The organism is Nodularia sp. LEGE 04288, from assembly GCF_963896525.1.
GTDB lineage: Bacteria > Cyanobacteriota > Cyanobacteriia > Cyanobacteriales > Nostocaceae > Nodularia.
Map to the genome: position 1 here is coordinate 1 of NZ_CAWQOY010000126.1, position 20,835 is coordinate 20,835.

At 42.0% G+C, this 20,835-nt stretch carries 23 protein-coding genes; 13 read left to right on the forward strand and 10 right to left on the reverse strand.

The annotated features are described in order from the left end of the window. Positions 1 to 36: 36 nt before the first annotated feature. Both hisB and AACX33_RS16430 read left to right on the forward strand, forming a co-directional pair. Complete coding sequence (hisB, locus tag AACX33_RS16425) at positions 37 to 660, forward strand: imidazoleglycerol-phosphate dehydratase HisB (RefSeq protein ID WP_194000289.1); 624 nt, start codon at positions 37 to 39, stop codon at positions 658 to 660. Between the two features lie 71 nt (positions 661 to 731). After that, on the forward strand, positions 732 to 1,712 hold the full coding sequence (locus tag AACX33_RS16430; protein WP_194000291.1) for an ABC transporter ATP-binding protein: 981 nt from the start codon (positions 732 to 734) through the stop codon (positions 1,710 to 1,712). Positions 1,713 to 1,769: 57 nt separating this feature from the next. Here the strand turns inward: AACX33_RS16430 and AACX33_RS16435 are convergent, their stop codons facing one another. Continuing rightward, entirely contained in the window at positions 1,770 to 2,444 is a 675-nt protein-coding gene (locus tag AACX33_RS16435) for a LuxR C-terminal-related transcriptional regulator (RefSeq protein ID WP_194000293.1), read from the reverse strand. A 102-nt stretch (positions 2,445 to 2,546) separates the two neighbouring features. Here AACX33_RS16435 and AACX33_RS16440 point away from each other — a divergent pair, with 102 nt between their 5' ends. Then, positions 2,547 to 3,188 (forward strand): DUF3386 domain-containing protein, encoded by a 642-nt coding sequence (locus AACX33_RS16440; RefSeq protein ID WP_194000295.1) that lies wholly within the window; start codon positions 2,547 to 2,549, stop codon positions 3,186 to 3,188. A gap of 314 nt (positions 3,189 to 3,502) precedes the next feature. Here the strand turns inward: AACX33_RS16440 and glgB are convergent, their stop codons facing one another. The 4 genes from glgB to AACX33_RS16460 all read right to left on the reverse strand — a co-directional run bounded on the left by glgB (position 3,503) and on the right by AACX33_RS16460 (position 7,578). Further along, entirely contained in the window at positions 3,503 to 5,794 is a 2,292-nt protein-coding gene (gene glgB, locus AACX33_RS16445; RefSeq protein ID WP_194000297.1) for a 1,4-alpha-glucan branching enzyme, read from the reverse strand. Positions 5,795 to 6,018: 224 nt separating this feature from the next. After that, a complete protein-coding gene (locus AACX33_RS16450) occupies positions 6,019 to 6,348 on the reverse strand; it encodes a hypothetical protein (RefSeq protein ID WP_194000299.1) in 330 nt (109 codons plus the stop codon). A 1-nt stretch (position 6,349) separates the two neighbouring features. Then, on the reverse strand, positions 6,350 to 7,027 hold the full coding sequence (locus AACX33_RS16455; protein WP_194000301.1) for a glutathione S-transferase family protein: 678 nt from the start codon (positions 7,025 to 7,027) through the stop codon (positions 6,350 to 6,352). Positions 7,028 to 7,398: 371 nt separating this feature from the next. Beyond that, positions 7,399 to 7,578, reverse strand: coding sequence for a hypothetical protein (locus AACX33_RS16460; protein ID WP_194000424.1), 180 nt, complete (start codon positions 7,576 to 7,578; stop codon positions 7,399 to 7,401). Positions 7,579 to 8,062: 484 nt separating this feature from the next. On the opposite strand from AACX33_RS16460, the gene AACX33_RS16465 reads away from it, so the two are divergent. The 3 genes from AACX33_RS16465 (at position 8,063) to AACX33_RS16475 (ending at position 11,500) form a co-directional block, all read left to right on the forward strand. Then, entirely contained in the window at positions 8,063 to 8,752 is a 690-nt protein-coding gene (locus AACX33_RS16465; protein ID WP_194000303.1) for a hypothetical protein, read from the forward strand. Positions 8,753 to 8,847: 95 nt separating this feature from the next. Next, complete coding sequence (locus AACX33_RS16470) at positions 8,848 to 10,692, forward strand: peptidoglycan D,D-transpeptidase FtsI family protein (protein WP_194000305.1); 1,845 nt, start codon at positions 8,848 to 8,850, stop codon at positions 10,690 to 10,692. A gap of 103 nt (positions 10,693 to 10,795) precedes the next feature. Continuing rightward, positions 10,796 to 11,500 (forward strand): serine/threonine protein kinase, encoded by a 705-nt coding sequence (locus AACX33_RS16475; protein WP_194000307.1) that lies wholly within the window; start codon positions 10,796 to 10,798, stop codon positions 11,498 to 11,500. A 158-nt stretch (positions 11,501 to 11,658) separates the two neighbouring features. Here AACX33_RS16475 and AACX33_RS16480 read toward each other — a convergent pair whose 3' ends face one another. Continuing rightward, entirely contained in the window at positions 11,659 to 12,762 is a 1,104-nt protein-coding gene (locus AACX33_RS16480) for a glutamate--cysteine ligase (protein ID WP_194000309.1), read from the reverse strand. Positions 12,763 to 13,195: 433 nt separating this feature from the next. Between AACX33_RS16480 and AACX33_RS16485 the strand changes: the two genes are divergently transcribed. From AACX33_RS16485 to AACX33_RS16510, 6 genes are all read left to right on the forward strand, one after another. Beyond that, positions 13,196 to 13,864, forward strand: a complete 669-nt coding sequence (locus tag AACX33_RS16485; protein ID WP_194000311.1) for a Mo-dependent nitrogenase C-terminal domain-containing protein — start codon at positions 13,196 to 13,198, stop codon at positions 13,862 to 13,864. Between the two features lie 54 nt (positions 13,865 to 13,918). Then, positions 13,919 to 14,293, forward strand: coding sequence for a four helix bundle protein (locus AACX33_RS16490; RefSeq protein WP_194000313.1), 375 nt, complete (start codon positions 13,919 to 13,921; stop codon positions 14,291 to 14,293). A gap of 28 nt (positions 14,294 to 14,321) precedes the next feature. Next, a complete protein-coding gene (gene obgE / locus AACX33_RS16495) occupies positions 14,322 to 15,350 on the forward strand; it encodes a GTPase ObgE (RefSeq protein WP_194000315.1) in 1,029 nt (342 codons plus the stop codon). A gap of 198 nt (positions 15,351 to 15,548) precedes the next feature. After that, positions 15,549 to 15,776, forward strand: a complete 228-nt coding sequence (locus tag AACX33_RS16500; RefSeq protein WP_194000317.1) for a hypothetical protein — start codon at positions 15,549 to 15,551, stop codon at positions 15,774 to 15,776. A 2-nt stretch (positions 15,777 to 15,778) separates the two neighbouring features. After that, on the forward strand, positions 15,779 to 16,210 hold the full coding sequence (locus AACX33_RS16505; RefSeq protein WP_194000319.1) for a PIN domain-containing protein: 432 nt from the start codon (positions 15,779 to 15,781) through the stop codon (positions 16,208 to 16,210). A gap of 19 nt (positions 16,211 to 16,229) precedes the next feature. Continuing rightward, positions 16,230 to 16,814, forward strand: coding sequence for a Uma2 family endonuclease (locus AACX33_RS16510; protein WP_194000321.1), 585 nt, complete (start codon positions 16,230 to 16,232; stop codon positions 16,812 to 16,814). A gap of 59 nt (positions 16,815 to 16,873) precedes the next feature. On the opposite strand, the gene AACX33_RS16515 is transcribed toward AACX33_RS16510, so the two are convergent. Continuing rightward, positions 16,874 to 17,983 (reverse strand): acyltransferase family protein, encoded by a 1,110-nt coding sequence (locus tag AACX33_RS16515; protein ID WP_194000323.1) that lies wholly within the window; start codon positions 17,981 to 17,983, stop codon positions 16,874 to 16,876. A gap of 133 nt (positions 17,984 to 18,116) precedes the next feature. Here AACX33_RS16515 and AACX33_RS16520 point away from each other — a divergent pair, with 133 nt between their 5' ends. Beyond that, the gene (locus tag AACX33_RS16520) at positions 18,117 to 18,791 is read left to right on the forward strand and encodes a polysaccharide deacetylase family protein (RefSeq protein ID WP_194000325.1); all 675 of its coding nucleotides are present in this window, start codon (positions 18,117 to 18,119) and stop codon (positions 18,789 to 18,791) included. A gap of 36 nt (positions 18,792 to 18,827) precedes the next feature. On the opposite strand, the gene AACX33_RS16525 is transcribed toward AACX33_RS16520, so the two are convergent. The 3 genes from AACX33_RS16525 to AACX33_RS16535 all read right to left on the reverse strand — a co-directional run bounded on the left by AACX33_RS16525 (position 18,828) and on the right by AACX33_RS16535 (position 20,818). Continuing rightward, complete coding sequence (locus AACX33_RS16525) at positions 18,828 to 19,169, reverse strand: helix-turn-helix domain-containing protein (protein WP_194000327.1); 342 nt, start codon at positions 19,167 to 19,169, stop codon at positions 18,828 to 18,830. Positions 19,170 to 19,462: 293 nt separating this feature from the next. After that, entirely contained in the window at positions 19,463 to 19,720 is a 258-nt protein-coding gene (locus tag AACX33_RS16530) for a hypothetical protein (RefSeq protein ID WP_194000329.1), read from the reverse strand. Positions 19,721 to 20,197: 477 nt separating this feature from the next. Next, the gene (locus AACX33_RS16535) at positions 20,198 to 20,818 is read right to left on the reverse strand and encodes a DUF4276 family protein (RefSeq protein WP_194000330.1); all 621 of its coding nucleotides are present in this window, start codon (positions 20,816 to 20,818) and stop codon (positions 20,198 to 20,200) included. Between the last annotated feature and the right edge of the window lie 17 nt (positions 20,819 to 20,835).

Sequence of the window (20,835 nt, forward strand, 5' to 3'; positions counted from 1 at the left end):
CCCCACTCCCTGCTCCCCACTCCCCAATCCCCAGCTATGCAAACAAGCGATCGCCTCAATTCAAGTTACACTGCTCGCGTTGCCTCTGTTCATCGCACCACTGGCGAAACTGATATCAAAGTTACTGTCAACTTGGATGGTACAGGTATCTGCACAGCAGCCACCGGGATTCCGTTTTTGGATCATATGTTGCATCAAATTTCCTCCCACGGGCTGATTGACTTAAATGTCCAAGCCCAAGGGGACTGGGAAATTGATGACCACCACACGAATGAAGATGTGGGTATCACTTTAGGACAAGCTTTTAGTCAAGCTCTCGGTAACAGGAAAGGTATCGTTCGTTTCGGTAATTTTCTCGCACCTTTAGATGAAGCTTTAGTGCAAGTGGCGCTGGATTTTTCTGGAAGACCTCATCTGAGCTATGGTTTGTCAATTCCTACCCAGCGCGTGGGAACCTATGACACTCAGCTAGTACGCGAATTCTTTGTCGCATTGGTCAACCATAGCCAAATGACACTGCATATTCGGCAATTGGATGGAATTAACTCCCATCATATTATTGAGGCGACATTTAAAGCTTTTGCTAGGGCTACCCGCATGGCTGTGGAAATTGATTCCCGTCGTGCTGGTACAATTCCCAGTTCTAAGGGTATTCTATAGGATAGTGAGGCTAAAGGAACCACTTAGCTACTCAATTTGTGATAATTGAAAAACTTGGTGGTAATTGTGACATGAAGTCTGGTGTAGACATCCCCGATAATCAACTGAATACTATTGATAACCCGCCAGTAGTCCTAACTGCTGATTTGCGAAAAGTCTATCGCACGGGTTTTTGGATGAATCAAAAAGTTGTATCTCTCAAAAGCTGTTCTGTTAAGGTCTACAAAGGGGAAACCTTTGGTTTATTAGGGCCAAATGGGGCTGGGAAAACTACCCTTTTAAAACTGTTGTTGGGAATTATCCGCCCCAGTTCGGGAAAGGGTTTATTATTGGGACAGCCATTAGGCGATCGCCATACCAAGCAACTGATTGGCTACCTCCCAGAAAATCCCTATTTATATGACTATCTGACTGGCTGGGAATTTCTCCAGCTAGCTGCGGGGTTATTTCAGATTCCCCAAAAGTTGCAACGTCAACGCATTCCCCAACTGCTGGAATTAGTCGGTTTATCCCTAGTCGATGCGCGGAAAAAGCCGATGCGTCGCTATTCTAAAGGGATGTTACAGCGTGTTGGTATGGCACAAGCACTAATTAATGATCCGGAATTGATCTTTCTCGACGAACCCATGTCTGGTTTAGATCCTGTGGGACGTTACCAAATGCGGGAAATTATCCTATCGCTGAAAGCCGCAGGTAAAACTATTTTCTTCAATAGTCATGTGCTGAGTGAAGTGGAAAAAATTTGCGATCGCATCGCTATCCTCTCTCAAGGTGAAGTCATTTGTTCTGGTTCTTTAGAGGAACTATTAGGCAGTGATCAAACATACTACATCAAAGGTCGCGGTGGAGACTCCGAGGTTCTGAAACAGTGGATACCTAATCTCGCTTTTGAGGGTGATGGTTCTTGGCAAGGGACATTACAAGAAGATTACTATGATTTTCTTGCTAGTCTCCGTTTGATGAAGGGGCAAATAATTACTATGAACTTATCTCGTCATTCTCTCGAAGAATTTTTTATCCAACAGTTACAACAACATAAATCCGTTCATTAGAATGGTCAACTTGCCAGACTTGCTTGGGGTTGGTAACCCCAACTCCAATTAAGTAATCTAATTAACAGAGATCAAATGTAGTTTTGCTACCATCTCAGTCCGAGCTGAAACGCCAAGCTTCCGAAACATCCGTTTCAGGGCTTGCTTGACAGAATTTTGCGTTATCCAAAGTTGTCCACCAATTTGTGCATTTGTTAACCCCTGTGCTACCAATTCCGCAATTTCTAGCTCACGGGCGGTTAAAGGACTGACTAACAGCGAATTGGATATTTTTGCTTCTTTGGCTCGCAGAGTGGCAAGTTTGGCTGATAAATGAATGCATAAAGCGCTTAAATCTGCGATGTCATCGGCATTAAAAGCTTCAGTTCCTTGGTTACGGGCTAAATTTAAAGTTCCAACCAGACGACCATCACAAACAATCGGCCCAGTCATTACGTGTTCATGGTCTTGACGCGAACAAAAATGTTTCCAATCTCCTGGTGATAATATTAATTGTTCATGGGCGGGAGCGTGCCGTTCCACCACATAGCGCCCGACTGGGTTATTCTCCATACAGACTGCGGGAATAGTCTGAACATTAATTTCCGAACTTGGCTGTTCATCGATCAGATAGATACCGCAATGTTGTACGCCAAAATACTCACCAATTTTATCCATGAGAGCCAGTCTGAGTTGCTGCTCGTTGTTGACATTAGCGATCGCTTGAAATACAACGTAAAGAGAATTAGGCATAAGTGTACCCACTTGGGGACTATGCGAAGCTTCATATTTACTTCTATGCTAATACTAGCCAAGATAAAACGCTAATATAGCTAGTCACGCTAGGAGAAGCATATGACAATTACAAAACTTTCGGCTCAGGAACTTTTCCGAGCTGCTTATGAAAATCGCTACACTTGGGATAGCACTTTTCCCGGTTATACCGCAGATATTACTTATAAATACGACGAGCAAGTATTTACAGGTAAAGTAATCATTGACGGTAACCTGAAAGCCGAAGTCTTGGAAGTAGAAGATGAAGCTGCCAAAAAAGCCATCCACGGTCAAGCTTGGGAAATTGCGATTCACCGTGTCCGTCGTAGCTTTGAAGATACCCACAGCGCCAATCAATTCAGCTATGGTAACACTGACGAAACCGGCGCAACTGAAATTTTAGTTGGTGGTAAAGGTGAAGGCGATAAATATAAAGTTCGCAATAATGAAGTTTGCCACGTTCACCGTTTAATCCACGGTACTTTTGTGACTATTGACACTTTCAGCAGTCATGATACCGGAGCCGGTTACTTGTCTCACACCTATGACTCTGTATACCATGACCCCAAAACAGGTGAACAAAAGGGTGGTAGAAGTGAGTTTACCGATGAATATGAAAAAGTTGGTGAATATTTCATTTTAAATCGTCGTGAGATTCGCACTGAAACAGCCGGAAAAGTTTCTACTCAAGAGTTTGTGTTCTCGAACCTGAAACTGTTGTAATCTGTTGCTGCTTCAGATTGATTTTTAAATAGCAAAAACAAGCGATCGCCTGCGGCGGGCTAGTCCTACGCACAAAGTACAGGACAGGCGATCGCTAAACCAGCACGCCAATTTTCGGCAAATAGAACTACAATTACACCTGAAATCAAGAGCAAATTACCCAAAATATAAACGGTAATTCACCGGGTATTGAGAATTTATGAAAGGATAAGTCTAGTTACCAGCTGAGACATATCCGACAAAAAATGTAGAGACTTTCCATGGAACGTCTCTACAAGGGTTCTGGATGCAAGATCCGAGTTAAAGTGGGGTTATTATGCCATTAATTCAGCAGTCTTTTGCTTATCGAACTTCAGCATCAACACACCCAAAGGTGGCAAACATAAATCCAGCGAATAAGGACGACTGTGCAATGACCAGTTATCTGTCCATTTACCGCCTAAGTTGCCCATATTACTGCCACCGTAGGGACGAGCATCACTATTAAACAACTCGGTATAAAATCCTTGTTGTGGTACACCAATGCGGTAGTGAGAATGGGGTTGGGGTGTGAAGTTGCAAACCACGATCACGAAATCATCAGAATCCTTGTCATAACGGACAAAGGAAACTACGCTATGACGGTTATCGCTACAATCAATCCACTCAAAGCCATCCTGGGCAAAATCCTGGGTATATAAAGCCGGTTCAGAACGGTAAAGATGGTTCATGTCCTGGAAAAACTGCTTTAATTGTTGGTGGTCTTCATACTGTAATAATTGCCACTCCAAATCTGCCCAGACATTCCACTCACTCCATTGCCCAAATTCCATGCTCATAAACATGGTTTTCTTGCCTGGGTGAGCGAACATATAGCTAAATAAACAACGCACATTTGCTAACTTCTGCCATGTATCACCAGGCATTTTGCCGATCATGTTGCTCTTGCCATGTACCACTTCATCATGGGACAAAGCCAGCATGAAGTTTTCACTGTGGTTATACCACATACTAAAGGTAATATTATTTTGATGGAACTGGCGGAACCACGGGTCCATGCTGAAGTAATCTAGCATATCGTGCATCCAGCCCATATTCCACTTTAAGTTAAAGCCTAATCCGCCTGTGTAGGTAGGCCAAGATACCATCGGCCAAGAAGTGGATTCTTCCGCAATTGAGAGGATACCAGGAAAATAACTGAAAAGAACGTGATTTACCTGACGCAAAAATTCTGCTGCTTCTAAGTTTTCTCTGCCACCATATTGGTTAGTTAACCATTCTCCTGGTTCACGGCAATAGTCAAGGTAAAGCATCGAGGCGACAGCATCAACCCGAATTCCATCAATATGATATTTGTCAAACCAGAACAGGGCATTGGCTACCAGGAAATTCCTGACTTCGTGACGATTGTAGTTGAAGACTAAAGTACCCCATTCCTTGTGTTCGCCTTTGCGGGGATCGGAGTGTTCATAAAGGTGACTACCATCAAAGAAGGCTAAACCATGACCATCTTTGGGAAAGTGACCGGGAACCCAATCAACAATTACGCCAATTTCGTTTTCGTGACATTTGTCCACAAAATACATGAAATCTTCAGCGCTCCCAAACCGGGAGGTAGGGGCATAATATCCGGTTACTTGGTAACCCCAAGAACCATCAAAGGGATGTTCGGCAATGGGTAGCAGTTCTAAATGGGTGTATCCCATTTCTTTGACATAGGGAATCAGTCGGTCTGCTAGTTCTCTGTAGCTCAGGAAGCGTGCGCCTGGTTTGAGTTCGGAAACCACAACTACAGGTTCTGTCTCACCATTGGGTAATTTTGCTGGTTCTGAACTAGAAGCGTGTAACCAAGAACCTAAATGCACTTCGTAAACTGAGACGGGTTGAGTGAGAGGGTCGGTGTGACGACGCTTTTCCATCCAGTCTTCATCATTCCAAGTGTAAGCACTTAAATCAGTGACAATGGATGCTGTTTTCGGTCGGGCTTCTTGCTGGAAACCGTAAGGATCGGATTTTTCGTAAATATGTCCTTCAAAATTTTTAATTTCATATTTGTAATGCTCTCCCACCCCGATTTCCGGAATGAATAATTCCCAAACCCCGGTGGGGCCTTTCCGCATCTGGTGTTTACGTCCGTCCCAGAGGTTGAAATCTCCTAGCAAGGAAACGTTACGAGCATTGGGGGCCCAAACGGCAAAATAAACACCTTTGACACCCTTGATTTCTGTGGGGTGCGCTCCCATTTTCTCGTATATCCGGTGATGATTGCCTTCGGAAAACAAATGCAAATCAAAGTCTGTCAAATTTGGAGAACGAAAGGCGTAGGGGTCATAAGTGACACGCTCATGTTCGCCTTCTTTGATTCGTAGTTGGTAGTTTGTCAGTTCTGCTACTTCAATTGTGCATTCAAAAAAATGCGGATCATGTACTGTCTGCATCGGGTATTCCTGACGTTGCTCAGGCAGAACTACCCATGCGGCACTGGCATTTGGTAGGTAGGCTCGCACAGCCCAGACTTTTTTGCCATTTTGTTCTATGCAATGAGAACCTAGTATTTCAAAGGGATCGTGATGCTGATTCCCTACTATACGGTTAACCTGTTCTGGGACAATTGTGGTCATGGACATGAAGCTACCTACATCTAAATAAAGTAATTGAATGATATACTGTCGCCGCTGACCTGATTGAGTACAGCGTGGTTTTGCTCAGAAAAAACTAAGTTTATGGTTCTAAATATACTCTTTACATTTATTTGTAATTTCTTCGCCACCGTTATCGTACATCACAATGAGGCATCAATTTTTTCAGGATGATCGGGTGATGGGTAACTAAGCATACAAGAGTGCGTTTGTCAAATATCTAAAAACGGAAAAATTTGTAGTAAGGCTTTACGTAACTGTATGAGGTAAATAGTTTGCCGCAAATCGGCACTCAGTTTGGGTGGAGGACTGACTTGTAGCTGTTCTTGTAGTTCTGCGTATTCGGCAGCATTGAGGGGTTTGCCATCAACAGGCGATCGCGCGTCTATAATAATTTCTGTCCGCAGTATTTCTTCGGGTATATCTTCAGGCGGTGGTAATGCTACTACAGGTGTACCCCAATAGCTGGTTAACCACACCAGAATGCTAGTGCTGACTATCAAAACCCCAAAGACTATTTTTTTTCTCCCTATCCCCGTCATCTCAACCCTCACTCAGCCCCGGCGGTAATGGTTCATAACACAGTTGATGGACTTGCACAATGCGTTCAAATAACCAGGGATATCCTTGACGATACTGGGGAATGAGTGCTAGAGGACTCAGCAGGGCAGCGGCGGCAATATCTGCGACACTTAGCTGATTTCCTACCAAGTAATCATTTTTTTGCCAGCGGATAGATAACTCTGACAACGCAGTCACAAGTCTATTTTTAGCTAATTCTACACTAGCTTTGTTGATGCCATATTGTTGGCGCACGACTGAGATGACTGTTTGGCTCAGTAATGAAGGGTCAATCTGCTTGCCAACGCCAGCGCGAAACTGATAATATACAAACCTTGTGGCTGTACCGATGCTTTCATCCAACCAATCCTCTAGCATCAAAGCTTCTGTTTGCTGTTCATTGTCAGGTAAGAATAAAGATGGTTCTGTTTGGTAAGTTTCCAGAAACTTGAAAATTTCAGTAGAATCAGCGATCGCATTTGGTTGACCTTCCATTTGTGGTAACAAAACCGGCAAAGTCTTCAAACCAGTTAGCGGCTTAACTCGCAGGATATGCAACCCAGGAGTCAGATTTTCAGTTTTATAATTAATTTGCTTATAGCCTAGCCCTAGTCGGGCTTTGCGACAATAATGAGATGTACTAAATTGCAGTAGCAACATAAAACTACTTTCTCTGAAAATAACGAATAAATTTTATCTGCTTAACTGCTAAATCTTTAAAGGAAGTATTTTTAATTAACAATAATCCCAAGAATAGGACTGACGCAAGATGATGAAATAACAAACCACGGTAGCCGCAGAGAACACCGTGGAATGAGAGTTTCAGATAGTTCCTGCGTAAGTCCAAAACAGGACACTTGGTTGCAGATGAAACCATGTTTACCAGTATCCTTGACCTGCCGCCTTAAATAAAGGTGTTACTCCACTGAACCAAAAGATACTGTATACTCGCCCAAAATTAAATTAACTGAATTTTTGTAGTAAATTACACCATTCGTAAGTTTTTTGGGCGCGATTTTTACTGGGAAAATTTATGGAGTATTGCCGGGTGTAGGGGCAGGAACAGGGGCAGGGGTAGCACCGTCAGTCGGCTCACCAGGAGCCGGAGTAGCAGGTGGAGCCGCACCAGGCTCAGGAGTAGGTTCACAGGCTCCCAGAACGGTAGCCAGACCTAACATTAAAACAAAACCAAACATTTTTCTTTTCATCATAAACTCCTCTTTCACCAAATAATGGCGCTCCAAAAAAAAGTCGCCTGTTGAATAAGATAACCTATTTGTTGCGAATTTTTTAAATGCCTGGTGCCGAGATTTAGAAAAGCAACACTTTAGGTTGATTTTTTTGAGTTTAGTTATTATGCAGTAGACTGATCAATCTCCTTGGTTAAGGACTACAGTAACCAGAGAGCCGAATGTCTATGAATAAATTTGCTAGATAACCAAGACATCACATTCTAAATTATTTCTTTTCCGAGGGTCTTGCCGCTTACTGCCTCCTGTTGCCATACTTTAAAGGTAATATTGTTGCTTACTGATTATAAGTATTACAATACCCAGCTAATGCCATCATTAGTGTAGTTACCTATCAGAACACTTAAAAGGGTGTTTGGTGTACTGATGACACAGAACACGATTCTCACCTGAGCCAAAACAGGCAAACAAACTCAAACACAGTATTCTCAATCTAAAAATATTTATGGCTGTTGTTCGTAAATCAGCTGTTTCTACCACAGGTACTTGGTTCCGGCGAAATTCTCCCCCATCTGTAGGGAAGCGGCGCTCCATGCGTCTAGAATCAACCGTTGGGAGTACATCTACACTTGCAGATGAAACTTTGCCAGTATCCTCAAAAAGACAACGGCGTGCTTCAAAAAAGTTATCAATTTCTACCACCAATGGATTGCTAGAGGTATCTAAACAACCAGTCTCCCATCTCAAAACTCAGTCAAATACAACAACGCCGAAAAATCTCAAGTCAGGCGGAGGCAGTTTGCCTGTGATGCCTACTTCTGGAGCCGCACCGTTTTGGTTACTACGTTTGTACACCTCACATCGTTATTCCTCCGTTGTGACGTTTTTATTGGTGCTAGCAACTCTATTTGTTTATGGTTGGACAGTGTATTCTCAAGAACTGTGGGGTCAGGGATATAACAGGCTGCAAAACCTGCAACTTCATGAACGGCAGTTAACCACAACCAACGCCACCCTCAAAAACAAAATGGCTGAGGAAGCAGAACAAGAAGCAGCTGGGCTAGTGTCACCAACACCAGCAAGGACAATTTTTTTACCCTCAGCATCTCCATCTGATAGTTCTGATGCCAAACCCCTGAGTACACAACCAAATCTGGAAACTCAGCAAAACTCGCCCTCGCCACTAGGATATTAGAGCAGTGATCAGTTATCCCAGCCGGATTTCCACCGAAGTCCGATTTCTGGCGGTAACTGCTTACTGCTCACTGATTTTTAATACTGAGCAGGTAAATGCAGAAGTCACCGAGTAAATTAAAATTTAGAAATTTTCGGAATCCAGCATTTAGAAGGCGAGAGCAGCCTTCTCTGTTAGGGTTTATGCAGAGGTTTAAGTTTACCTCTAATACTTCAGACCAGATAGGAAATACTAAATCCCGACTATTCGTGATCTGGGGGCTATTAATGGCCGCCGGGTTGGGGCTAGCAATAAATTTGTATCAGTTGCAGATTGTCCAGGGATCAAAGTTAACGCAAAGGGCGCGCAACCAGCAAATGGTGAAATTACGACCTTTCGTTCCCCGTCGCCTAGTGGTAGATCGCAGTAACAATGTCTTAGCAGTTGACCGCCCTGTCTATACCTTGTATGCCCATCCCAAGCTGTTTAATCAGTCTAATCAACAAATGGCAGAACGGCTGGCTCCCATACTGGACAAAACCCCCGCTGAGTTAGTGAAAACTTTTCAAAGCCGAAATAGTGGAATTACAGTGGCTTCGGCTCTCCCGGAAGTCAGCGCGGAGCGCGTGAAATCATTGCGCTTAAATGGCTTGGAATTGATTCAACAATACTCCCGATATTACCCGCAAAAGAATGTGGTTGCAGACGTAGTAGGCTACGTAAATATGGACCGTCAAGGTCAGGCGGGTGTGGAATACAGTCAAGAAAAGTTATTAGAACGTTCGGTGCAGACAGTGCAGCTGAGTCGGGCGGGTAATGGGAGACTGCTGCCAAATCATGCACCGGAAGGATTTCTCAATTTTGACGACCTGCGGCTGCAACTAACTATTGATAGCCGTTTGCAAAGGGTCGCCCGGACAGCTCTCCAAGCACAGATGGAGAAGTTTCAGGCTAAACGTGGGGCGGTGATTGTGATGGATGCCTCAAATGGTTCTTTATTAGCTCTGACTTCTTATCCTACCTATAACCCCAATGAATACTCCAAAGCTGATATTTCTTTGTTTAAAAACTGGACAGTGGCTGATCTTTATGAGCCGGGATCGACTTTCAAGCCGTTGAATGTGGCGATCGCTTTAGAAAATGGTGCCATTAAAGCAGATGATGTGTTTAATGATCCCGGTTCTATTCAGATAGGTAAACACACCATCAGAAATGCCGGACTTAATAGTCATGGAAACATCAACATTGCGAAAATACTGCAAACTTCTAGCAATATTGGCATGGTGCGAATCATTCAACGGATGAAGCCTTCGCTCTATTACAACTGGCTGGAACGCTTAGGACTAGGGCAAACCATTGAGACAGATTTACCCTTTGAAGTTCGGGGACAGATCAAAGGTCAAAAAGAGTTTCTCGGTTCGCCCATTGAAGCAGCAACTACATCCTTTGGGCAAGGCTTCTCTGTGACACCGTTACAGTTGGTGCAAATGCATGGCGCTTTAGCCAATGGTGGTAAATTAGTCACACCCCATGTAGTACAAGGTTTAGTGGATACCAAAGGGCAGATGCATTATCCACCCAATCTGCCCACACCACGCCAAATTTTCTCAGCCGCCACAGCCCAAACCGTTGTGGAAATGATGGAAACTGTTGTATTAGAAGGTACTGGCAATGCGGCACAAATTCCGGGTTATCGCATTGCTGGTAAAACAGGCACATCTCAAAAAGCTAGTCCTAATGGGGGTTATATTCCCGGTGCTAGAATTACCAGTTTCGTGAGTATCTTGCCAGTAGAATCTCCCCGCTATGTGGTTTTTGCCGTAGCAGATGAGCCAAAAGGGGCAAATGCTTACGGTTCTACCGTAGCCGCACCAATTGTCAAAGCCGTAATGGAAGCGTTGATTCCCATTGAAGGGATTCCGCCAAGTCAGCAAATTAAGTCAGACTCTCAATCAAAATAGTCAATAGATTCGGGATTGCCAAAATTTAAATTATTGATCCCTAGAATGGTTGAAAATAAATTCTGATAGCATCTGACAAATCCTGTTGTTCCCGATACTTGATATGGACAAATCGCCCCCCAAGCAGCTGCTCGAAAGTATTTATCAGCAACTACTGCCTAGCTTACAAATTGAAAGTGTCAATCCCCATAATCCCATCAAGGTTAACTATCTTCCTCAACCCTGGGAGCTGCTGGGCGCAGGAAATTATGCCGTAGTAGTCTATCACCCTGACTACCCTGACTCTGTAGTCAAGATTTATGCCCCAGGAAGGCCAGGCTATGAAGAGGAAGTAGAAGTCTACCGTCGTCTAGGTTCTCATCGGGCGTTCTCTGAGTGTTTCTATGCCAAAGATAACTTTTTAGTCTTGAAACGGCTTTATGGAACGACCCTCTACGATTGTATGCACTTGGGTTTACCTATTCCCAAGCAAGTAATCCGGGATATTGATGCAGCTCTTAACTATGCCCAAAATCAGGGACTCCAACCTCATGATGTCCACGGTCGGAATGTGATGATGCAGGAAGGGAGAGGATTAGTTGTAGATATCTCAGATTTTCTCCATGTAGAAACCTGCTCAAAGTGGAACGACCTGAAAAAGGCTTATTACTGGTTCTATCTTCCGGTGTTGTACCCACTTCGACTGCGCGTGCCAAAATCTGCCTTAAATATCATCCGCAAATCTTATCGTATAGGAACTTCTCTCAAAAAGTCCTTTGGTCAACTAGTCAAAAGATTACTTAAGTTTAGATTAAATGGTCGAAGTTAAAGGAAAAAAAGAGGAAGTCTGATTGAAACCAGACTTCCTGGGAGTATTACTTCACCTGCCAATCAGACGGGGAAATATAGCAAAAGTCAAAAGTCAAAAGTCAAAAGTGACTGGGTTTTAGAATTTTGCCATGCCCTAACTACCTTGGCTGTTACTTACTATCCTTGATAAGTCTGTTGGAGTGCTGCTTCTATAGAACCTACACGTTGGTAAGCCTCTATTAGTTGATGGGATTTAGTTTTGCGCTTTGCCAGCATATCTTTTAATGGAGTTAATAAATCCACATCTGAATCATCGCCCAGGGAAACTTCAGCTACTTCTAAAAGCTGGGCAGCATGAGCAAAAATATCGGCATTATCAAAGCCTTCTTTTGCAGAAATCTGGTGTAAATCTGCATCAGGTATAGTTGCTCTCCCTAATAAAGTTTTATCTAATATCAAACCTTTTAATAATGCCAACAAAGCCCCATAGATAGAAAAATCATCACAACTATCACAAGCTTTAAATTCAATGCGTCCCACTTCAGCCGGAATGCGGGCAATTTTTGTTAATGAAGGGATACTACTAATTAGCTGTTCTTGGTTCTCCACAAACACGAGCGCTGCGGATCTTTTTCCAGTTCTGACAAAAGTTCGTACTGATAAACCATCCCATAATCCCCCATTATAAAAAGGAGAACTATAACTAAAAGGAACGATATAAGGACTGTAATAAGTTAACTTTTTACCAATATCAATCACATTTTCAATTGGTAAGTCTGCCACTGAAATATTTAAATCTGGCCCATAAGTCACCATGTAAATATTAGCAGTGCTTTCGTCTGGATAGGTCTGTAGCTGTTGGAGTTCATATTCATTTAAAGGGGGTTGAGGCTCAAATACAGTCTTATGGGGGTTAAAACTCGTTAAAACTGCTGAAAAACCGTAGCCAATCGCTACTTCCCGCAGTAAGTCAAAACTTTCGGATAATTCAGTTAAAGCGCCTTGAATATCAGAGTGGATAGTGGTTCTGATTTCGATACCTTTAGGTAGACAGTCAATCACCTTGTCAGAATCAGCAAATCTTTCAAATCCTTCGATGTACCATCTCTTTTGCCTAATCCCCGCATCACCAACCCGCAATTGTGCATAATCGTTGGGGTATGTGGGCAGTTTTTCCACAATTTGATCAAAGTCAGCGAATTTAGTCTCGGAAAAATCAGCAAATTTTCCTGACTGGTTAAGGAAAGCGACTTCATGCTCAATGCCAAAATAAAATTTCATGTATCCTTAATGACAAGTAATTAGGGTTGTCTAGTTAAAGTAGTGCTACTTGCGTCTCATGTAGCAGTCTATCTGAGATACTTTGGCATTAATTAATCTATCAAATTTGTAGTCAATTGCACTAAATTTTTCTGTGAATTTGGAGTTTGTCATCCGGGTTGATGGGACTGGAAATTTGCTATTCTGGCGGTAGAGGTGAATTAATCGTGTTTTTGACAGTCCCTGAGATTAAGTGTAGATTTCCTGAAAAATACATCTATTACATAAAATAACGTACTATTTTGCAGTTTAAATATAAAAATTCTCAAGATAAATTGGAAATATATTTGATCACGGCTGCTAGGAGGCGATCGCTACTGTCAGCTACGATGACTGTGTATCATGATCTAAAGTAGCTTAGTATTATTCACCAAGGAACGTTTGAGGCGTGACGATGACAACAGCCGTTCAATCTCCCTATAGCAGTGAACAGATTACCGCTTGGTTACGTGGACTGCTGACAATTGCCTGGGCAGATGGTAACTTTGATCCTGAAGAACAGCAGTTAATTACCAGTCTGACTGAGGATGAATTAGCTCCAGGAATTTCGTTGGATTCACTAAAAGTAATTCAACCAGAGGAATTAGCTGCAAAGTTGGGTAAAAGAACACCAGCGGCCGAAAATTTTACTCGTACAGCTGTGATGGTGGCGATCGCTAATGGTACATATTCGCCCAGCGAAGATCAAGTCATGCAGCAGTTGTACACGGCTTTGGAACAGCCCCAAGACATCCTAGAGTCCTTACGCCACACCCTAGCACCAGCAAAACAGATTTCCACCCTAGCACCAGCAGAAGCACCTCCACAAGATGTACTGTGTCCCCTGCGTGACTGGCTAGACGGGCTAGAAATCCAAGACCCCAGAGTTGCCAGATTCTTGTGCAGAATGATTCCCTCACAGTGTCCCTTTGAGCGGGATATCACCCTATTTGGGCGCAAAATTGTACATATTCCGCCATTGTGTCAAATCAACCCATTGTATGAGCAACTAGTGGGTTTACGTTTTCGCGCCCTCTCCTATTTAGCAGATGAATGTGGTGAGGATATTTCACCATATATTTAGTCAATTAGTCATTGGTCATTGGTCATTGGTCATTAGCATTAGTTAAGTAGGATAATGTCAAGTAGGAGGTTTCAAGAATTACGCGTTTATCAATTGTCTGAAAAATTAGCTGATGACATCTGGAAAATTGTTAATAGTTGGCAGCCATTGGCGCAAGGTACACTAGGTAAACAAATAATCCGTTCAGCAGATAGTATTGGTGCGAATATAGCAGAAGGTGTAGGAAGAGGAAGTTATCAAGATAATCGTCGTTTCGTCAAAATAGCTAGGGGGTCTTTGTACGAAACTCAGCACTGGCTCAGACGAGCATATAATCGTAACTTGCTAACTGATAAACAAATAGATGCATTAGAGCTAACCATCAATGAACTAGCACCCCAATTAAACGCATACCTGAAATCAATTGGTAACGTTCCAGACGACCAATGACTAATGACCAATGACTAATGACTAAATTATGCAATTTATTGACCAAGCACTAATCGAAGTTGAAGCTGGTAAAGGTGGCGATGGTATCGTCGCCTTCCGACGTGAGAAATACGTACCAGCTGGCGGTCCCTCTGGTGGAAATGGCGGACGTGGCGGTTCGGTGATTTTTGTTGTTGATACTAACCTGCAAACTTTGCTGGACTTCAGATACAAGCATCTTTTTAAAGCTGATAATGGTGGACGTGGTGGACCAAATAACTGCACTGGGGCTAACGGTAAGGATTTAATCGTGGAAATTCCTTGCGGTACGTCTGTTTATGATGGAAGTACAGGGGCTTTACTCTGCGATTTAGTTGAACCTGGACAGCGTTTTCGAGTAGCTGCGGGCGGAAAAGGTGGATTAGGAAACCAGCATTTTTTGAGTAACCGTAACCGCGCCCCAGAATATGCTTTACCTGGACTACCAGGAGAAATGTTGGTACTGCGTCTCGAATTGAAACTTTTGGCGGAAGTGGGGATTATTGGCTTACCAAATGCTGGTAAATCTACATTAATTTCTTCTCTATCAGCCGCACGTCCTAAAATTGCTGACTATCCTTTCACAACTTTGATTCCTAATTTGGGTGTAGTCAGAAAACCTACTGGGGATGGTACTGTTTTTGCTGATATTCCCGGTTTAATTGAAGGTGCTTCCCACGGTGCGGGTTTGGGATACGATTTCTTGCGCCACATTGAACGCACAAAGGTTTTGTTACACCTGATTGATGCGACTAGCGAAGATGTGATTGGGGAATACAAGACAATTAAGCAGGAGTTACAAGCTTACGGACGAGGTTTAGCCAAGCGTCCGCAGATTTTGGTGCTGAATAAAATTGACGCAGTTGATAGGGAAACAGTGGATTTAGAAGCGCTAGCTACTGAACTTAATCACCTGTCTCTGTCTCCAGTTTTCTTGATTTCAGCAGTTACCCGCTCAGGGTTAGAACCAATGTTACAGGAACTTTGGGGAATTCTTGACCAAATGAATGCGGCTGAAAAAGTGGAGGTTTTGCAGTAGGTAGAGAAAATTAGTTGACTGGCGAAAACTGTCAAGACTGGTTTTATACTAATTTAGCTATCTGTTTTGAGGGTTCCAGTATTTCTGGAACTGCTCGAAATTTAGCTGCTCAAATTAGAACTTCATCCGAAAAGAGTATGAGATAATAGAAATATGTAGGTTTAGTCCGTCCCAAATATCGTTAAAAATTACAATCCTATGACAGAGCAAACACTTTATAATATTACTGTAGAAAACCAAGACCTGATTATCAGGTTAAATAAAGATGTTATCGAGATAGATACCTTAACCAAGTTTTTAGACTATCTTGAGTTAGAGAGTTTGAGAAAAAAAAGCCGTCTGACAGTAGAGCAAGCTCAAACCCTAGCCAAAGAAATTGATATTGATGTGTGGTCAAATATCAAACATAAATTTGTTGGGGATTAATTGTGACTAAAAAACAGTCAATTATTGTTGATACTAATATTTTATTTTCTGCATTACTTAACAACAAGTCTAGTTTTTCTACTTTACTATTGCAAGGAGAATATAGTTATTTTATTTGCGAACTAGTTTTGGTTGAGTTGTTTAAACGTAAAGAAAAAATTATTAAAGTAAATCAGCTATCTGAAACCGAAATAGTGCGAATTTACCAAATATTGTTACAAAGGCTGAACCTCTATAAAGAAGACTTAATTGCACCTGATAATCGAGCAACAGCATACGCTTTATGTCAAGATATTGATGAAAGTGACACTCCTCATGTTGCTTTAACATTGGAATTAAAAGGCTTGTTGTGGACAGGAGATAAAAAACTTAAAGAAGGATTAATTAAAAAAGGCTTTAAACAATTTTTTGAACTTAATGATTTGAAATTCTAGCCTTGGGGGTTAAAATATCATGACCATTGCACAAGAACAAAGCTATTATTCGCCTGAAGAATACCTAGAATTAGAAGTAAATTCAGAAATACGCCATGAATATATTGATGGTCAAATTATCCCCATGACAGGCGGAACACCTAATCATAACCAACTAGCTGGCAATTTTTATGCCTTCCTAAATGTCGCTCTCAAGCGTCAGCCTTATCGAGTCTTTTTTGCAGCCCAGCGTCTTTGGATTCCTCAAAGACGAATTAACACTTATCCTGATGTGATGGTTGTGCAAACTCCTTTGGAATATCAAGAAGGTAGAAAAGATACGCTTATAAACCCAGTGATGATTGCTGAGGTGTTATCAAAGTCTACTAAAAGTTATGACCGCGATGAAAAGTTTGCTGCTTATCGCACAATTAGCAGTTTTCAAGAGTATATTCTGATTGACCAGTATACTCTGCACGTTGAGCATTATTGCAAGACTGATCAGAATAAATGGATTTTTTCTGAATATGATGATGGGGATGTGACTTTAAATTTAGCTGCTGTTCCTTGTCAAGTTTTGTTGGCTGATATTTATGACCAGGTGGATTTTAGTGTGGAGGAGTAGGAAGAGTCTCACGCAAAGGCGCATTCGTTGAAAACGTTCCCGCAGGGTAGGCGCAGAGGTTAGACTTTGAGAAACCAGTTTTGGCGATACATGAGATAAGCAATTGCTAGCCAGAATAAAAGGGTGACTAGGGCGAATAGGAATGAACCGTTGAAAGTACCTGCCCAAGATGCGAAAATGTTTTGGTAAATCCAGTTGTAGGTGCTGATGGCGTTGTCACCTGTGCCGATTTTGGTTCTGACTAAGATTTTAATTAATAAAACGGATGCAGTGAAGAGTGCGATCGCATTTAATCCCATAATTTCAAAAGCCTTACTCCAGCGCCGTATCTGTCGCACTTCGATTAGTTCATAGCAGGCTGCTAGCAATAGCAAAGCCCAACCACTGCTGAAGACCACATAGGAACTTGTCCACAGCTTTTTGTTGATGGGGAATGTCCACCCCCACGCCCAACCTATAATTAAGCAACCAATCCCAAATAATCCTAACCCTATGCTAGTACGTGTTTTTACTGGCTGATTGCGTAGCCATTGCCCTGTAAAATAGCCAATGAGAACATTGACAATAGCAGGAATGGTGCTGAATAATCCCTCTGGATCTCCCAAATTTTGATATCCGTCACCTGCGTACAAGTGGAGTTGGGGAATAATTAAACGGTCGAAATAAGCGCCTAAGTTGCCTTCTCGCGTCAGTACACCCGCGCCATATTCGGGAACTGGGACATACATCATGGTTAGCCAATAGCCAATGAGTAACACGCCTGCTAGTATCCATTGTCCTTTGCGTGGTAGGTTGAGGACTGCAAGAGAGGCAAACAGGTATGCTAAACTGATACGCTGCAATACTCCCATGATGCGGATATTACTTAAATCAAAAGTCCAAATCCCCTGATTCCAAAAGCCATTGAGTAGCAACCCCAAAGCGAAAAGTATGGCGGCGCGGCGGAATATCCGCGAGTAAACTTTTTCGGTATACTTTGATAAGGAAAAAGACATTGCTACACCGACAATAAACAGGAAGAAGGGAAATACTAAGTCTGTGGGTGTGCAACCATGCCAATCTGCATGAGCTAAGGGGGGGTATACATCACCTGCAACTCCTGCCATGTTGACTAAAATCATAGCAGCAATGGTAATACCGCGAAAAACATCTAATGAGGACAGGCGCATAGAGGGAATTTTATATTTGACGAGTTGTCCTAAATCCCTTTGTGAATACCATTTAAATGCGCCTACCTTGACTAATCTATAGATATCTTAATTTTGTCAACGCTAAACTAAGACAAGCTACAAAAAACTTAAAATGCAGCTAGCGCCCCTGTTCCCGTTTTTTTATCGGATTCTCCAACCGAGTTTTCCTCATTGTCTTTGGAGTGGTAACCGCTATCATAAAGCGATCGCACTCACCTTTGATGATGGACCCCACCCGGAATACACACCCCAAGTATTGGCTGTATTAGACCATTACAATATCAAAGCTAGTTTTTTCTGGTTGGGTGCTTGCGTCAACCGTTCCCCGGCTATTGCCAAAGCGATATGCGATCGCGGACACTGGATCGGATTACATGGTTACGATCATCGCTCTTTTCTGACACTTTCCCCAAATGATCTGCAAGACAGTTTAGAAAAAACTCAAGATGCGATTTACAATGCTTGCGACTTGACACCCGAACAAGTCTGCGATGTCCGACCCCCCAACGGTTTATTTACACCCCAAACCTTACAATTATTTATCAAGTGGAATTACCGACCAGTTATGTGGAGTATTGTACCAGAAGACTGGGTAAGACCGGGAGTAGCGACTGTAGTCCAACGAGTTCTCAAACAAGTCCAAAACGGTTCATTAATTGTGTTACATGATGGTACTTGTGGTGGACAAGATGTTGCTGCTACAATCAGAATACTGATTCCACAATTGTTACAGCAAGGCTATGAATTTGTGACTGTTGATACTCTGTGGCAGCAAAACCAAGCATAATTTTACAGCCAGTGATGCTGAATGAGAAAATACCAATTATTGACGCTGCGCTTTCTCTTCTTGAGCAACTTTAGATTCAGCATTTCCAGATGTGGCTGACTTCTCAGTTCCCAACAAATTATGTATGTCACTTAATGAACTGGGTTCAGCTACAGGCTTTTCTGATGACTCGCTCATATCTTCAATAAGCTCTTGCACTTGGCAATTCAAAGCTTTGCAAAACCGAATAATTCTTTCAATATGGTCTGTCCCCGTCCTACCGCTTTCCCAATTCTGGATAGTGCTTTCAGTTACGCCTACAAGACGGGAGAGTTCAAGTTGGGTTAGCCCTGCTTTTTCACGAAGCAAAGCGATCCTGGGTTTTGGCTTGTGTTTCACAGCTACAGCACTTTTATTTGATCTTATAGATGTGTATCCTATCACCAAACAAACCAAAGCCTAGAAAATTATTAAAAAACTTTTGTTTGCACTAAATATACTGAAAATTTGCAGGCTAGTATCCCGAAAATCAGGATGAAAAATGGCACAAAACTTCATTAAAGTCAAAAATGCCGACTTTTTAATCCGCGTAGGTGGCCGTCCTTGCGGTCAGCCGCTACGCGTTTTGTCTGAGTGGTTCCGCGAGTTCTAGGGGACAGAGTTAGTAACAATTAATACTGTAATTACTCTGGTTAACTGGAGAAATTATCCACTCTGACATCCTTCCAAATATCGGAAACTTGCCAACCTGAGTTACCCACAGATTGGATAATGGGATGAGTCCGTAAAGGAATATAGTTAATTTCTCCATTCTCTAGATATTCTTGATATTCCTCAACTGTCGGTTCTGGAAAATTAGGAGTTTCTATTGGAGGACTTTGTTCTTCGGCTTCCTCCATCAGCTTGATTTTATCGAGGAGAAGCTTTTCAGATTTTTTGATTAGTTTCATGTTAATTTCAAGGTTTGGAAAACTGGACATTAAAAAAACGAAAATCTTGATATTGATTCTGAAAGAAACTAGGTAGTCTTTCAAGAATCTTTAGAGATATCCGCAAAAAGTTATTATAAACTTTGGTGTGAGAAAAATTACTTGGCCAGCACGAGATCAAAGCAATTGTACTGTAAATATTCACGCATTGATCACAATCTTTAGAAATAGTTTCTACATAAGCAAGATTTTTGCCTATTTTGTGAAACCTTTACAGCCTAAACGCTGGTAGCTATGAATACAAGAGCTTACTGAGTCAACTGAAATCTTTACAAGCTGTGCAGGCACTTTACGGAGTGAAGCATAAGACCGAAGCAGTCACGCTACACGTTAGCGGAGCTTATGCCTATGGCACACTAAGTGAACGCTTTAGATATATGTAAGAGTTTTGGATGATTTACATTTTGTCATGCATTTAGGTTGATTCTTGCCTAATTATTAATTATGTATTGTTTTTAATAAGCCATCGTAGAATATTTGAAAACTGTTCGAGCTATTAATGGATGGGTTCATATATTGCGATATTTCTCGTGCGGCTCTTGTCTTTTCTAGACCTCCTTTATGATACCCTGCCCTTTGTAGCACTTTTTCTAAAGCTTCCCAAGTACCACCCATAATTAAGTCTGGGTCACGGTATTTTGCCTGCTTTTCTAGATTAGGTGATATTCCAGGATAAGCATTGATAAGAGCATCTATATCTCCAAAAAACCAAGCTTCTAGTTCTTCAATTGCTATTCTATTGAGAACTTGGAAATTTTGACCTATACCTACTGATGCCTTAGCCTTAGTAATAAAGCCTGCATCAATAGCTATGTTTTCTAGTCTTTCCTTTAATAATTTACAATCTTCCCGGTCTTCATCAACTAAAATTACAATTCGGTCTTCATCTGGCAACCAAGATTTATATCCTCTCAAACGGTGAGGTAATTTAGCAAGTAAATATTTTTTACCTTGGTAAGGGTGAATATCAAAACTGATAGTTTCTCCTAAAATTTTAGGGAGTAAATTTTGGAGAGCTTCTTTCATTGATAATTCTTCTACTAAAAACTCAATGTGCAAGTTTATTGACTCCTTCT